This window comes from Prauserella marina (assembly GCF_002240355.1).
Lineage (GTDB): Bacteria > Actinomycetota > Actinomycetes > Mycobacteriales > Pseudonocardiaceae > Prauserella_A > Prauserella_A marina.
Genome location: NZ_CP016353.1, coordinates 5526647 through 5540601, shown reverse-complemented (window position 1 = coordinate 5540601; position 13955 = coordinate 5526647). Strand labels below are relative to the sequence as shown.

General features: G+C 67.8%; 15 protein-coding genes. 13 read left to right on the top strand and 2 right to left on the bottom strand.

Going from position 1 to position 13955, the window contains the following annotated elements; genetic code table 11:
* The first annotated feature begins 5 nt into the window (after positions 1-5).
* From BAY61_RS25530 to BAY61_RS25500, 7 genes are all read left to right on the top strand, one after another.
* Positions 6-290 carry a hypothetical protein gene (locus tag BAY61_RS25530; RefSeq protein ID WP_091806861.1) on the top strand — a complete coding sequence of 95 codons (285 nt, stop codon included), beginning with the start codon at positions 6-8 and terminating at the stop codon, positions 288-290.
* 50 nt (positions 291-340) lie between these two features.
* Entirely contained in the window at positions 341-1336 is a 996-nt protein-coding gene (locus BAY61_RS25525) for a DUF3558 domain-containing protein (RefSeq protein ID WP_143021389.1), read from the top strand.
* A gap of 84 nt (positions 1337-1420) precedes the next feature.
* Positions 1421-2422, top strand: coding sequence for a dihydroxyacetone kinase subunit DhaK (gene dhaK / locus BAY61_RS25520; RefSeq protein ID WP_091806864.1), 1002 nt, complete (start codon positions 1421-1423; stop codon positions 2420-2422).
* Positions 2422-3045, top strand: coding sequence for a dihydroxyacetone kinase subunit DhaL (gene dhaL / locus BAY61_RS25515; RefSeq protein ID WP_091806866.1), 624 nt, complete (start codon positions 2422-2424; stop codon positions 3043-3045). The genes dhaK and dhaL overlap by 1 nt, the downstream gene beginning before the upstream one ends.
* Entirely contained in the window at positions 3042-3716 is a 675-nt protein-coding gene (dhaM, locus tag BAY61_RS25510; RefSeq protein WP_091806867.1) for a dihydroxyacetone kinase phosphoryl donor subunit DhaM, read from the top strand. Before dhaL ends, dhaM begins: the two co-directional genes overlap by 4 nt.
* Positions 3717-3770: 54 nt before the next feature.
* Entirely contained in the window at positions 3771-4724 is a 954-nt protein-coding gene (locus tag BAY61_RS25505) for a hypothetical protein (protein WP_091806869.1), read from the top strand.
* A gap of 90 nt (positions 4725-4814) precedes the next feature.
* Positions 4815-6593: a 3-hydroxyacyl-CoA dehydrogenase family protein gene (locus tag BAY61_RS25500; RefSeq protein ID WP_091806871.1), complete on the top strand. Its 1779-nt coding sequence runs from the start codon at positions 4815-4817 to the stop codon at positions 6591-6593.
* A 73-nt stretch (positions 6594-6666) separates the two neighbouring features.
* Here BAY61_RS25500 and BAY61_RS25495 read toward each other — a convergent pair whose 3' ends face one another.
* Complete coding sequence (locus BAY61_RS25495) at positions 6667-6912, bottom strand: FmdB family zinc ribbon protein (protein WP_091806873.1); 246 nt, start codon at positions 6910-6912, stop codon at positions 6667-6669.
* Positions 6913-7003: 91 nt separating this feature from the next.
* On the opposite strand from BAY61_RS25495, the gene BAY61_RS25490 reads away from it, so the two are divergent.
* The 6 genes from BAY61_RS25490 (at position 7004) to BAY61_RS25465 (ending at position 13549) form a co-directional block, all read left to right on the top strand.
* Entirely contained in the window at positions 7004-8140 is a 1137-nt protein-coding gene (locus tag BAY61_RS25490; RefSeq protein ID WP_091806875.1) for an alkaline phosphatase family protein, read from the top strand.
* Positions 8141-8175: 35 nt separating this feature from the next.
* Positions 8176-8463 carry a hypothetical protein gene (locus tag BAY61_RS25485; RefSeq protein WP_091806877.1) on the top strand — a complete coding sequence of 96 codons (288 nt, stop codon included), beginning with the start codon at positions 8176-8178 and terminating at the stop codon, positions 8461-8463.
* A 47-nt stretch (positions 8464-8510) separates the two neighbouring features.
* Complete coding sequence (locus BAY61_RS25480; RefSeq protein WP_091807450.1) at positions 8511-9281, top strand: alpha/beta fold hydrolase; 771 nt, start codon at positions 8511-8513, stop codon at positions 9279-9281.
* Positions 9282-9685: 404 nt separating this feature from the next.
* Positions 9686-11470: an aa3-type cytochrome oxidase subunit I gene (gene ctaD, locus BAY61_RS25475; protein WP_091806879.1), complete on the top strand. Its 1785-nt coding sequence runs from the start codon at positions 9686-9688 to the stop codon at positions 11468-11470.
* 85 nt (positions 11471-11555) lie between these two features.
* Positions 11556-12788: a phosphoserine phosphatase SerB gene (gene serB, locus BAY61_RS25470; protein WP_091806881.1), complete on the top strand. Its 1233-nt coding sequence runs from the start codon at positions 11556-11558 to the stop codon at positions 12786-12788.
* Positions 12785-13549, top strand: coding sequence for a peptidyl-tRNA hydrolase (locus BAY61_RS25465; RefSeq protein ID WP_091806883.1), 765 nt, complete (start codon positions 12785-12787; stop codon positions 13547-13549). The genes serB and BAY61_RS25465 overlap by 4 nt, the downstream gene beginning before the upstream one ends.
* A gap of 7 nt (positions 13550-13556) precedes the next feature.
* On the opposite strand, the gene BAY61_RS25460 is transcribed toward BAY61_RS25465, so the two are convergent.
* Positions 13557-13925, bottom strand: a complete 369-nt coding sequence (locus BAY61_RS25460; RefSeq protein WP_091806885.1) for a hypothetical protein — start codon at positions 13923-13925, stop codon at positions 13557-13559.
* Between the last annotated feature and the right edge of the window lie 30 nt (positions 13926-13955).

Sequence of the window (13955 nt, the reverse complement as noted above, 5' to 3'; positions counted from 1 at the left end):
TGACCATGGCTCACGAGTCGTCTCGCTCCCGAGGCGCCGGTGTCTTCGACATCCGGCTCATCATCGCTCTGCTGATCGGCGTCTACGGCGCTGTGATCACCGTGCTCGGCGCCGGGTTCATGACCGAAGAGGACATCGAGAAGTCGGCAGGCGTCAACATCAACCTGTGGGCAGGTATCGGCATGCTGGTGTTCGCCGCGCTGTTCGTCGCGTGGGCGAAGTGGCGGCCGATCAAGGTGCCGGAACACACCGAAGAGGAATCGGACATCACACCAGGACAGGAGCGGTAAAAGCCAGGTTGTGTGCGTGGTGGCGGCGACGCCCCGATAGCGTGCACTTCGTGTTCAATCGTGTTGCTCGTCGTTCGGCGGTCGTGCTCGGCATCGTCACGCTCGGTCTGGTCAGCGGGTGTGCGGGTGAGGACCTGGCGCGGTCCAACTACCAGCGGACCACCATTACCGCCGAACCCGGAAGTTCACCCGGTGAGGTTCCGACCGGGGAGATCACCGATCCGGCCGTCGCCGCCTCGGCGCTGCGCACGGTCGATCCGTGCGGGCTGCTCACCGAGGACACGCTCGGCGACGTCGGCAGCACGACCGAGGACCCCTACGCGTCGGACTGGGGTGAGTGCAGGGCGTCGAACATCAAGGACGCGGGCGGCAAGACCGTCGGTATCTCGCTCAACCTCGGCGATTCGCTGGTGACCACTGACAACGCGACGGGCGGCATCGAAGGTCTTCCATTGATCGAGGACCCGCTCGACGAGGAGACGTGCTTCGTCACGGCGGTGACCTCCCGTGGCCCCGCGGCGGGTATCGCCACGCAGGTGACCTACCCCGGTGGCAACGCGTGCAACGCCGGTTACACGGTGTTGCAGAAGGTGATCCAGGCCGTGCGCGCCGATCCGCCTCAGTACGAGCAGCGGGCAGGCACGGCGCTCGCCGTCGACCCGTGCGCGAGTGTCGAGGAATCGGCGGTGTCGAAGGTGCTCGGCGACGGCGCGCTGCGCAGCCCTTCCGGCTTGCACGCGTGCCGGTACCAGGGAGACAGCAGGGGACCGTCGGTTTCGGTCAGGATGCGCCTCGGCTACCCGCCGGACAACAAGGAGGGAACGCCGGTCGACCTCGGTCGCGGCGTGAAGGCGACCCAGCAGGCATCCGATTCCGGAAACAGCTCGTGCAAGGTCGAGTGGCAGCACCTCGGCGTCAGCGACGACGAGGGCGAGATCATCTCGGTCTCCTATGACGACTACTCCGACGCCGCCGACGTGAAGAAGTCGTGCGAGGGCGCGCTGGCGATGGCCAAGGGTGTCGTGCCGAAACTGCCCTCCACATAACGGCGGCCGGATCGTTTGGCGGGACACCACCGTCGGCGGTTAGGTTGGAAGCGTCCTCACACATGGTCGTGGCTGGAGGTGCGCGTGAAGAAGATCATCAACGATCCGGCGACGGTGGTGGCCGACTCGCTCCGCGGGATGGCCGCCGCGCACGCCGATCTGCTCAGGATCGAGTACGACCCGGACCACATCGTCCGCGCCGACGCTCCCGTCCGCGACACGGTGGCCGTGATCTCGGGCGGCGGCTCGGGGCACGAGCCGTTGCACGGTGGCTTCGTCGGCAAGGGAATGCTGCACGCGGCGGTGCCGGGGCCGGTGTTCACCTCGCCGACTCCCGACGCCGTCCAGGCCGCCGTCTCGGCGACGACCGGCCCTTCCGGCGCTCTGCTGATCGTCAAGAACTACACCGGTGACGTGCTGAACTTCGAGACGGCGGCCGAACTGGCCTCCGCTGACGAACTCGACGTGCGCAGCGTGATCATCGACGACGACGTCGCGGTCGCCGACTCGACATTCACGGCGGGGCGGCGAGGAGTCGGTGGCACGGTGCTGCTTGAGAAGATCACCGGTGCCGCCGCGGAAAGGGGCGACTCGCTCGACGCGGTGGAAGCCTTGGCCCGCAAGGTGATCGGCCAGGTCAGGTCCATCGGAGTCGCGCTGAGCGCTCCCACTGTCCCGCATGTCGGCGAGCCGAGCTTCGAGCTGGCCGACGACGAGGTCGAGTTCGGCATCGGCATCCACGGCGAGCCTGGCAGGGAGCGGATCAAGACGGGCCCGGCCGACGAACTCGTCGCGCGCATGATCGACGCCGTTGTCGAGGACCTGCCCTTCGCCGATGGCGACGACGTGCTGCTGTTCAGCAACTCGATGGGCGGTACCCCGCTCGTCGAGTTGTACCTCGCGCACGGCATTGCCGAACGGCTGCTCGCCGAACGGGGAATCCGCGTCGTCAGGCGACTTGTCGGCCCGTACGTCACCAGTCTGGAAATGCAGGGAATGAGCGTGACACTGTTGCGAATGGACGACGAGCTGACCGAGTTGTGGGACGCGCCGGTCAACACTCCCGCGCTGCGATGGGGGCTGTGATGGGCTGCGGCGCGCGCGAGGTCGCCGACCTGCTGAGGGCGGGGGCCGCGACGATCGCGGAGCACAGAGCCGAACTCATCGACCTCGACCGGCCGATCGGCGATTCCGACCACGGCGAGAACCTCAACCGCGGCTTCACCGCCGTCGTGTCGACTTTGGACACCGCGGTGCCCGAGACTCCCGGCGGGGTACTCAAGATCGCGGCGACGACGCTGATCTCCAAGGTCGGTGGTGCCGCGGGGCCGTTGTACGGAACGGCGTTCCTGCGTGCGGCGACGGCGTTGGGCGATCGTGCCGAACTGGACGCGGAGGCGGTGTTCACCGCGTTGCGCGCGGGCCTTCGAGGGGTCGTGGCGAGAGGAAAGGCCGTTGTCGGTGACGCGACGATGGTCGACGCGCTGAGCCCAGCCGTCGACGCGGCTGAGGCCGCCGTCGGCGATGGCATTGCCGCTGTTCTGGCCGCCGCCGCTGACGCCGCCGACAAGGGAGCCGATTCGACGGTGCCGTTGGTCGCACGCAAGGGAAGGGCTTCCTATCTCGGCGAACGCGGCGTCGGGCATCTTGATCCGGGCGCCCGTTCGACCGCCTTGCTGCTGCGTGCGTTCGCGGAGGCGGCCCGATGAGGGTCGGGCTCGTCCTCGTCTCGCACAGCGGCAAGCTGGCCGAGGGGGTCGCGGAACTGGCCGCGCAGATGGCTCCGGACGTCAAGGTCGTTCCTGCCGGTGGTTTGCCTGACGGCGGTATCGGCACGGATTACGACTCGGTGCTCGCCGCCGTCGAGCGCGCGGAGGAGGGCGGCGGCGTCGTGTTGCTGTACGACCTCGGCAGTGCCGAGATGACCGCCGATCTGGTCGTGGAGTCGCTGCCGGATCCCGGAACGGCCGTCGTCGTGGCGGCCCCGCTCGTCGAGGGTGCCGTCGCCGCCGCTGTCGCCGCGCAGGGCGGGGCGGACAGGGCGGGAGTCGCGTCCGCCGCTTCATCGGCAGCTGGTGGTGGCGAATCCGAGGCGGCACGGGAGAGCGCGGGAGGCGCTGAGACGGCGGAATTGACGCTCGGCAACGACGTCGGCCTGCACGCGCGTCCGGCGGCCCTGCTGGTGCGCGGTATCGCGGGCCTCGACGCCGACGTGCGAATCCGGCTGGGAGATCAGGAAGCCGATGGGCACAGTGTGCTCGCGTTGATGTCGCTCAGCGCTCGCAAGGGCGATCGCATCGACGTCAGCGCCACCGGAACGCAGGCGGCGGAGGCGATCAGCCGAATCGAGTCGCTTGTGGAACGGAATTTCGACGAGTGAGCCGAGGGACCTTCGGGATGTGACATCGGTTCGCGTTCTGTCGATACTGTTCGAGTGCGAATCAAGATCATCCTGGGGGTCCTTCTCACCGCGGTCGCGGTCGCGGGATGCGCGAACGTGGTCGGCGGTGAAGCCGGACCGGGCGACGTTCGGCCATTGAAGGCAAGTGACGTACTCGGAGATTTCGAGACCGTCGACTATTGCAGTGTTCTCGACGCCGACGCGTTGAGCAGGGCAGGTGGCTACGTCGAGCACTCGCGGCCCAGTTTCGACGAATGCTTCGTCGATGTCGTCGCCGACGACATCGACGTGCGGATGCGGCTGGGACCGCTCGCGTACGAACCGGAAACCAGCGAGGAACCCGACGAGGAGATCGTCAGGCCGCGGGGGCTTCGCGTTCAGGAGTACGACAGCAGCGAAACCGGAAGGTGCGCGCACTATCTGGTCTTTCCCGACGGGATGAACATCCAGGTGAGCGTGGAGGAACGGGAGGAGCAGGTCGAATCCGGTGTGTTGTGCGAACTGTCGGAGGCCGCGGTGAACGGTATTCGTTCCTTTGTCAGTTCGAGCCGGATCGGACATTTCGAATTCGGTACGGAATCGCTCGGCTGGCTGGCTGCCTGCGACCTCACCTCGGAGCAGGAGGTCGAGGAGGTCATCGGCGAACCGGCGCCGCAATCGACTCCGCCGACGAGCCACTGGTGCTTCTGGGGTGGCGAGTACGACGACTCGCTGAGTGTTTCGCTGGAATTCTCCGTGCAGGACCTGCCGAGGTCGTATCTCGAAGAGGGCTACTACCCCGACGACATCGCGGGAAGACCGAGTTCGGTGTTCGAGTACGAATCGGGCGCGTGCGTGGCCGATACTCCGCACCTGCCGTTCGGGGAGCACGAGACGGGGCAGATCGAGGTCGTCTCGATCTACGTCGAGGGGCCGGAGGACGGCGACATGTGCAAACCCGCCGAGGCGCTGGCGAAGGTGGTGTGGCCCAGGCTTCCCGAGTCCTGAGCGATTGCTGATTCGATTCCGTGCTGCCGGTTGGGCCGAGGCGTGGCACCATCAGTGGTTATTACCGGCCGGTAACCGCTGGAGGTCGCCGTGGCACGTGATTTCAAGACCATCGGAGTCGTCGGTCTCGGCACGATGGGATCCGGCATTGCCGAGGTGCTGGCCCGCAGCGGCCTTTCCGTCATCGCCGTCGAGATCGACGCCGACGGCATGGCAAGGGGGCGCGGGCACATCGAGCATTCCACCGCGAGGGCGCTCGGCAAGGGAAAGCTCGACGAGGAGGGACGAGCCGGGCTGCTCGGGCGCATCCGCTACAGCACCGCTCTTCCCGACCTCGCCGAAGCCGACCTCGTCATCGAGGCCATCCCGGAAAGTCTCGAACTCAAGGCCGAGCTGTTCGCCGAACTGGACAAGATCACGAGGCCGGACGTCGTTCTCGCCTCCAACACCTCGTCGCTTTCGGTCACCGAGATCGGCGTGCACACCACGCGGCCGGGAAAGGTCGTCGGGATGCACTTCTTCAACCCGGCCCCCGTGCTGCGGTTCATCGAGGTGGTGCGCACCGTCGTCACGGAACCCGACGTCATCGACGACGTCGTCGCTCTCGCGGGGCGCGTCGGCAAGGAGCCGGTCGTCATCGGCGACAGGGCGGGATTCATCGCCAACGCCCTGCTGTTCGGCTACCTCAACCACGCGGTGCGGATGTACGAGCAGCGGTACGCGACTCGCGAGGACCTCGACGCCGCCATGCGGTTCGGTTGCGGATACCCGATGGGTCCGCTCGCCCTGCTCGACCTCATCGGGCTCGACACGGCCTACGAAATCCTCGACACGATGTACCACCAGTCGCGCAACCGGCTGCATGCTCCGGCGCCGCTGCTCAAGCAGATGATCACCGCCGGACTGCTCGGCCGCAAGAAGGGCAAGGGGTTCTACACCTACGACGCGCCGGACTCTCCGACCGTCGTCGCGGACCCCCCGGGGCTCGATACGTCCACTGTGGATTCATCACCGGCAAGGCCGGTGCGGGTCGTCGGCGTTGTCGGCACCGGAACCATGGCGACCGGCATCGCCGAGGTGTTCGCGAAGTCCGGTTACCGGGTCGTGTTGCGGGCACGTGACCTGGACAAGGCAAAGGCATCGCTTGCCAGGCTGGGGAAATCGCTCGACAAGGCCGTCGTCAAGGGCAAGTTGTCCGAAGAGGACGCCGAGGCGACGCTGGCGAGGTGCACGCCCGTCGTCGATCTCGCCGAACTGTCCGAAGCGGACCTGATCGTCGAGGCCGTCGCGGAGAACCTGGCGGTGAAGCAGGCGGTGTTCGCCGCGCTGGACGAGATCGCCAAACCGGGGGCGGTGCTGGCGACGACGACCTCGTCACTGCCCGTCATCGAATGCGCCGCCGCGACCTCGCGGCAGACCGACGTCGTCGGGATGCACTTCTTCAATCCCGCTCCGGTCATGAAGCTCGTCGAGGTGGTCGCCACGATCGCCACCTCGCCCGAGGTCGTCGCCACCGCGCACGCCGTGTGCTCCACGCTGGGAAAACACCCCGTTCACTGCGCCGACAGGGCGGGTTTCATCGTCAACGCGCTGCTGTTTCCCTACCTCAACGACGCGGTCAAGATGCTCGAAGCGCACTACGCGGGTGCCGACGACATCGACACGGCGATGAAGGTCGGTTGTGGCCTGCCGATGGGGCCGTTCGAACTGCTCGACGTCGTCGGCCTCGACGTGTCGCTCGCGATCGAGCGGACGTTGTACAACGAGTTCAGGGAAGCGGGGTTCGCGCCAGCGCCGCTACTGGAGCACCTTGTCACGGCGGGACGGCTCGGCCGCAAGACCGGCAAGGGGTTCCGCGACTACACGTGATGTGCCCCGGCGAACGCGCATGTCGGCGTCCTGAGTGCGGATCTCGGCGTCCTGAGCGGGGGACTCGCGGGAGTCAGCCGCAGCCGCAGGCGCCACCGCAGCAACCGCCGCCGGCGCCGGCCATTCCGGCGCCCATTCCGGCTCCCCGAGGGAAGCCCGCGCCGGAGGAGGCCGAACCGGTGAGCGCGACCGTGGTGAGCAGCTTGACGGTGTCGTCGTGCCCCTCCGGGCACCGCGCGGGCGCACTCGACTCGCTCATCGGCCGGTTCAGCTCGAATGTTCCGGTGCATTCCCGGCAGCGGTAGGCGTAGGTCGGCATGCCGCCGATTATCGCCGCGCGGCGAGTCGCTGGGAAGTGCCGGGTCTCGGGGAAGTGTCGCCATCGGCCGTTCCGATGAGAAGCTGGCTCCGTGGAACTGCCAGTGGTCGCCGGTGACATCCCCCATCTCGCCGAGGTCGTGCCCTCGCTGCTGGGCGCGCTCGGGGTCGAGGGCAGCTCAGGGACGATCGAGCTGCCCGGCGTCGACAGGGCCGCCGTCCTGCTCGTCGACGGGCTCGGCTGGGAACTGCTCGACGAGCACCCGGCCGACGCTCCCGTGCTGAGCGCGCTGAGCCGATCGCCGCTGCGGGTCGGCTATCCGGCAACGACGGCAGCGGGACTCGCGGCCATTGGTACAGGGGTGCCATCCGGTGAGCACGGCATGACCGGCTACACCTTCGAGGTTCCGGGTGTCGGGGTGCTGAACGCGCTGCGCTGGTGCAGGCATTCCGACGGCGAGGACCTGCGGCACGTGCTGCCGTCGGCGGAACTGCAACCGCTGCCCACCACGTTCAGCCTCGCGGGCGAAGCCGGTATCACCACGAGCGTCGTATCTCCCTACGAGTACGCGAAATCGGCGCTCACCGGCGCGGTGCTGAGGGGAGGCACGTACGTCGGCGTGCACGCGCTCGGCGACCTCGCCTCCGCGACGCTCGACGCGCTGAGTCCCGCGCGGTCGTTCTGCTACGCCTACCACTCGCAGCTCGACACGATCGGTCATCTGCATGGGCCAGGCTCACCGGCGTGGCGGATGCAACTGCGCCAGGTCGACCGGCTTGTCGAGTCCATCGTGGAGGGCCTTCCAGGTGGTGCTCTGCTCGCCGTCGTCGCCGACCACGGCATGATCAGGATCGACGAGTCGGCCACGGTCGACATCGACGAGACACCCGCGCTGCTCGAAGGCGTCAGGGAGCTGGCGGGCGAGGTCAGGGCCCGGCACGTCTACCCGGAGCGGGGCGCCGCGCCCGACGTGCTCGCCGCCTGGCGGGAGACGCTCGGGCCGAAGGCCTGGGTCCTCGAACGCGAGGAAGCGATCGAGCTGGGATGGTTCGGTCCACGGGTGAGCGCGAGGGTGCTACCGCGCATCGGGGAGGTCGTCGCGGCGGCGAGGGACCGCTCGGGAATGCTGCGTGGCCTCGCCGAACCGGTCGAATCGAGCCTCGTCGGGCAGCACGGATCGTTCACCAGCGCCGAACAGCTCGTGCCGCTCGCGCTGGCCTACGGCTGATCTCCGGCACGCGCCGCGGCGTTACCGTGAGTGCCATGCCCCGACGTAATCGCCACCGGCAGGTGCCTTCCGGCCTTGGCGTCGCCACCGGCTGGGCGAGCGCCGAGTCGGGCGACGACGGCGAATGGCTCGTGCGCACGGTCCCCGGCGCGCAGGCGACCAAGACATACCGGTGCCCCGGCTGTGATCACGAGATCCGGCCGGGCGTCGCGCACGTGGTCGCGTGGCCTGCCGACGAGGCGGGCTCGGTGGCCGACCGGCGGCATTGGCACCGGTCGTGCTGGCAGGCGAGGTCGCGAAGGGGCCCGACCCGGCGCCGGTAGTACCGGCGCGGCACCCGGTCGACGCCGCTCTCGGACACAATGCGGGCATGGCAGAACTTCCGCTCGTACTCCTGCACGCCTATCCGGTCGACGCGCGCATGTGGAACCCGGTGCGCGCGAGACTGGCGGCACGCACCAGGTTGATCACGCCCGACCAGCGGGGACTCGGCCGAACTCCGCTACCGGAGACCGAGCGGGCACCGAGTCTCGACGACGCGGCCAAGGACGTGATCGCGCTGCTCGACAAGCTCGAACTCGACAAGGTCGTGCTCGGTGGCTGCTCCATGGGCGGCTATCTCACCCTCGCCGTGCTGCGCGCGGCTCCCGAGCGGGTCGGCGCGATGGTGTTCATCGACAGCAAAGCGACCGCCGACGCCGAGGAGGCCCGGCTCAACCGGCTCGCGGCGGCCGAAAGGGCCGAGCGCGAAGGTACGGACTGGCTCGCCGACGCGTTGCTGCCCGGTCTGCTCGGTGAGCGGACGAGGCGGGAGCGGCCCGATGTCGTCGAGACGGTCAGGGAGCTGATCGAGTCCCAGCGCCCGGAAGGCGTCGCGTGGGCACAGCGGGCGATGGCGGCAAGGCCCGATTCGTCGCGGGCACTGACCGAGGCGAAGGTGCCCACGCTCGTCGTCGTCGGTGAGGAGGACACGCTCACGCCGCCTGCCGCGGCGGAGGAATTGTCCCGCGCCGCGGGAGGGGAGACCACGCTTGTCGTCGTTCCCGGCGCTGGCCATCTGACCCCGCTCGAAGCACCGGAGCGGGTCGCCGCCGCCGTCCTGGACTGGCTGCGGGGAACGACGATCGAGGCCGTATCGTGACGCACCTAACGTCATTCCGGCCACGAGGTCGCTGACCAGGTATTCACCGGTTTTCCGGACGTGAAGGGCCCGCTTGCTTCACCGCGACGCGAACGGGCCGCGCGGCGCCCCCGACTTCCTCCGGTGCCCCCTGCCGGAGCGTTCTACGGAGCCGTGAGTACTACAGAACCTAGTTTTACCTGCGCCTTTGATCGGGAGCCCCGGAAGCGGGCCTCGGCTTCGGGTGGAGAAGCGGTGGCCGCCCGCTTCTGCCGCGCGCGGTCCGCGCGAGGGTCGAGGGGCGATCTTTGCAGGCGGGGCGCAAGCCCGGAAACGGCGCGGGCTACGATCCCCCTAGCCAACGTGGCTCCCCCAGCCCGTGGCGACGCAAGGATCACGGGGTTCTTGAAGTGCAGGAGGCAGGAGTGACGGCCGTAGCCCCCAAGCCGATCGCGACGCGCCCGTATCCGGCGCAAGAGACGGCGAAGGGTTCGTACCTGCTGCGGTTGTTCCGCACGACGGACCACAAGCAAATCGGCATCATGTATCTCGTCACGTCGTTCGCCTTCTTCATGGTCGGCGGCGCGATGGCGATGCTGATCCGAACCGAGCTCGCGGTGCCAGGGCAGCAGTTCCTTTCGCAAGAGCAGTACAACCAGCTCTTCACGATGCACGGCACGATCATGCTGCTGCTGTACGCGACGCCGATTCTCTTCGGCTTCGCGAACTTCATCCTGCCGTTGCAGATCGGTTCGCCCGATGTGGCATTCCCCAGGCTGAACGCCTTCTCGTACTGGCTGTACCTGTTCGGCGGCCTGATCGTGATCTCCGGCTTCCTGACGCCGGGTGGCGCCGCCGACTTCGGCTGGTTCGCCTACACCCCGCTGTCGGACGCGATCCACTCGCCTGGCGCCGGAGCCGATCTGTGGATCACGGGTCTCGTGGTGTCCGGTCTCGGCACCATCCTCGGTGCGGTCAACATGATCACGACGATCGTCTGCCTTCGCGCGCCCGGCATGACGATGTACCGGATGCCCATCTTCACCTGGAACATCCTGATCACGAGCATCCTGATCCTGCTGGCGTTCCCGATCCTGACCGCCGCGCTACTCGGGCTGCTGGCCGACCGGCAAATCGGCGCACATGTCTTCGATCCCGCCAACGGCGGGGTGATCCTGTGGCAACACCTGTTCTGGTTCTTCGGCCATCCCGAGGTCTATATCGTCGCGTTGCCGTTCTTCGGCATCGTCTCGGAGATCTTCCCGGTGTTCAGCCGAAAGCCGGTGTTCGGCTACAAGGGCCTCGTGTGGGCGACGCTGGCCATCGCCGCGCTGTCCGTCGCCGTGTGGGCACACCACATGTACGCGACCGGCGCCGTGCTGTTGCCGTTCTTCTCCTTCATGACCTTCCTGATCGCGGTCCCCACCGGCGTGAAGTTCTTCAACTGGATCGGCACCATGTGGAAGGGGCAGTTGAGTTTCGAGACGCCGATGCTCTTCTCGCTCGGCTTCATCGTGACGTTCCTCTTCGGTGGGCTCACGGGTGTGCTGCTCGCCGCGCCTGCCATCGACTTCCACGTCTCGGACAGTTACTTCGTGGTGGCGCACTTCCACTACGTGCTCTACGGGACGATCGTGTTCGCCACGTTCGCGGGGATCTACTTCTGGTTCCCCAAGTTCACGGGGCGAATGCTGGACGAACCGCTCGGCAAGCTGCACTTCTGGACGACGTTCATCGGGTTCCACATGACGTTCCTCGTCCAGCACTGGCTGGGCAACGAGGGCATGCCCCGCCGGTACGCCGACTACCTCGTCTCCGACGGCTTCACCACGCTGAACACGATCTCGACGATCGGCGCCTACATTCTCGGTGCCTCGACGCTGCCGTTCATCTGGAACATCTTCAAGAGTTACCGCTACGGCGAGATCGTGAAGGTCGACGATCCGTGGGGTTACGGCAACTCGCTGGAGTGGGCGACATCCTGCCCGCCGCCTCGGCACAACTTCACCGAGCTGCCCAGGATCCGTTCCGAACGGCCCGCGTTCGAGCTGCACTATCCACACATGGTGGAGCGATTGCACAGCGAAGGCCACATCACGTTCACGGGCAAGGCGCTTCCGCACCCGGAGGCCAAGGACGCACCGTCGGAAGTGCTCACCGAGGCGGCCATTCCCGGTAGGCACGACAAGGACAACGCGAGCGAACAGTGATCGCCGACGGAGCCGGACGCGAGTAAGCCTAATCTGGGGTTTCCGCGTCCGGCTTCGTCGTCTTCACCACCCACAGGAGATTCCAGTGAGCACCGCGACACCGGTTCTGATCACCACGACGGGCCCGGACAAGCCCGGTGTCTCTTCCGTACTCTTCGCCGTTCTCACCCGGCACGGGGTCGAGGTTCTCGACGTCGAGCAGGTCGTGATCAGGGGCCAGCTCGTGCTCGGCGTGCTCGTCGGCGTCGAGAGCGATCCCGAGGCACTACAGGAAGCCGTCGAGCAGGCCATGGCCACGGTCGCGATGGACGTCGAGGTCCGCATCGGCGCCGCCATCGGCACCGATCCCTTCGCGCAGGGCAAGCACGGCTCCACTCACGTCATGGTGTTGCTCGGCAGGCCGGTGACCGCGCGTGCCGTCACCGAGGTCGCCGGAAGGCTCGCCGGGGTCGACGCCAACATCGACACGATCCGCAGCATCGCCGACTATCCGGTGACCGGTCTCGAAGTCCACCTTTCGGTCGCGGAAGACACGGAGGCGGCCGACGCCGAACTGCGCTCGGTCATCGCCGACGTCGCTTCGAGGGGAGGGCTGGATCTCTCCATCGAGCGGGCCGGTCTTGCCCGCAAGGCGAAGCGGCTCGTCGTCTTCGACGTCGACTCGACGCTCATTCAGGGCGAGGTCATCGAGATGCTTGCCGCGTATGTCGGAGTCGAGCCGCAGGTCAAGGAGATCACCGACGCCGCGATGCGGGGCGAGCTGAACTTCACCGAGTCGCTCGAACGCAGGGTGGCGCTCCTGAAGGGCCTGCCGGAAACGGTATTGGACGAGGTCGCCGACGCCATCGAGCTGACTCCAGGCGCGAGGACCACGATCCGCACGCTCAAGCGGCTCGGTTTCCGCTGTGGTGTCGTGTCCGGTGGGTTCACCAGGATCATCGACCGGCTCGTCGAAGATCTCGGGCTCGACTTCGCCGCCGCGAACGACCTTGAGATCGCCGAGGGCAAGCTCACCGGCAGGGTCGTCGGCGACATCGTCGACAGGGCGGGCAAGGCCACCGCGTTGCGCAGGTTCGCCGCCGACTACGGCATCTCGGTCAGCCAATGCGTCGCGGTCGGCGACGGGGCCAACGACATCGACATGCTGGCGGCGGCAGGCATGGGGATCGCGTTCAACGCGAAGCCCGCGCTCCGCGAGGTCGCCGACGCCGCGCTTTCCTATCCTTACCTCGATGCGGTGCTGTTCCTGCTCGGGGTCACCAGGTCCGAGGTCGAGGCGGCCGACGCCGCCGACGGCCTGCCCCTGCTGCGCCCGTGAGCGGCGTTCTCGCACCACTGGCGGCGCGCTACGCGTCGTGGCTCGGCTTGCCTGCCGAGCGGACCGCCGAACCGGAAGCCGCGCCCGATCAGGTGCGGGCGATGCCGGTTGTGCTGCGCATGGAGCGGGCGGAACCGCCGACGCGCACGGCGCTGCTCGAAGCCGCCGCGACGGCGGCGCTCGCGGTGTGCCTCGACGAACGCGCCGAGCAGGGCGGTGAATGGCACGAACCTGTGCACGCCTGGCTCGAAGGGCACATCCGCAAGGTCGCGCGCAGGGCGCGGGGCGCGCACTGGCATGCGGTACAAAACCTGCCGGGTATCACGGTGACGGTCGGCGGCGCGCAGGTCCGCGCACTGCTGCCGGACAGGGTCGCCGAGCTGCCGAAGGAGGTCACGCGATTGCAGATCTCGGGCAGCGACCTGCCCGACGACGAGCCGGGCGCCGTTCCGGCCGGGATGCCGCTGCTCTTGCTCAATCCCGAGGTCACCATGACCGTCGGCAAGGCGGCGGCCCAGGTGGGGCACGGCAGCATGCTGCTCGCGGCGTTGCTCGCGGAGCGAGAACTCGCGCGCTGGAAGGACGACGGCTACCGCTGCGCGGTCCGGACGGCGAAGTCCGAGGAATGGGCGGCGCTCCAGCCTCGCGATCCAGCCGCGACCTGGCAAGAGCGGAAGGTGCTCGCGGTGCGCGACGCCGGCTATACCGAGATCGCGCCTGGCACCGTCACCGTGCTCGCCCAGTGGCGCGACGAAAGCTGAAACCGCGTCAGGGGGTTCCCGTACCGCCGTCGGCGGTGACCTCGCCCGCCTTCCACACGACGTAGGCCTCGTCGGCATCGGTGGTCATGGCTTCCACGAACTTGTCGTGGTCGAAGCCCGGCAGGGTCTGCAACCGCTCGATGAGCGCGTTGGCGGCCGGATCGCCACTGGGAACGGCGGTTCCGGTGCCGTCGGCTCCGGCGAGCATCAGGAAGACGTCTTCCTTCCACGGACCTTCCGGGATGACCCTCACCACCACCGCGGACAGTTCGGACCAGGTCACCGATTCCTCGGTGCCATCGGCCAGCCTGCGCCGGACGCCGGTGTCGTCAACGCTGACCGAGCGAGACCGTGCGCTGGATGAGTCGGTGGACAACGACTACTCCCTTAACCTCGGGTTCCGTTC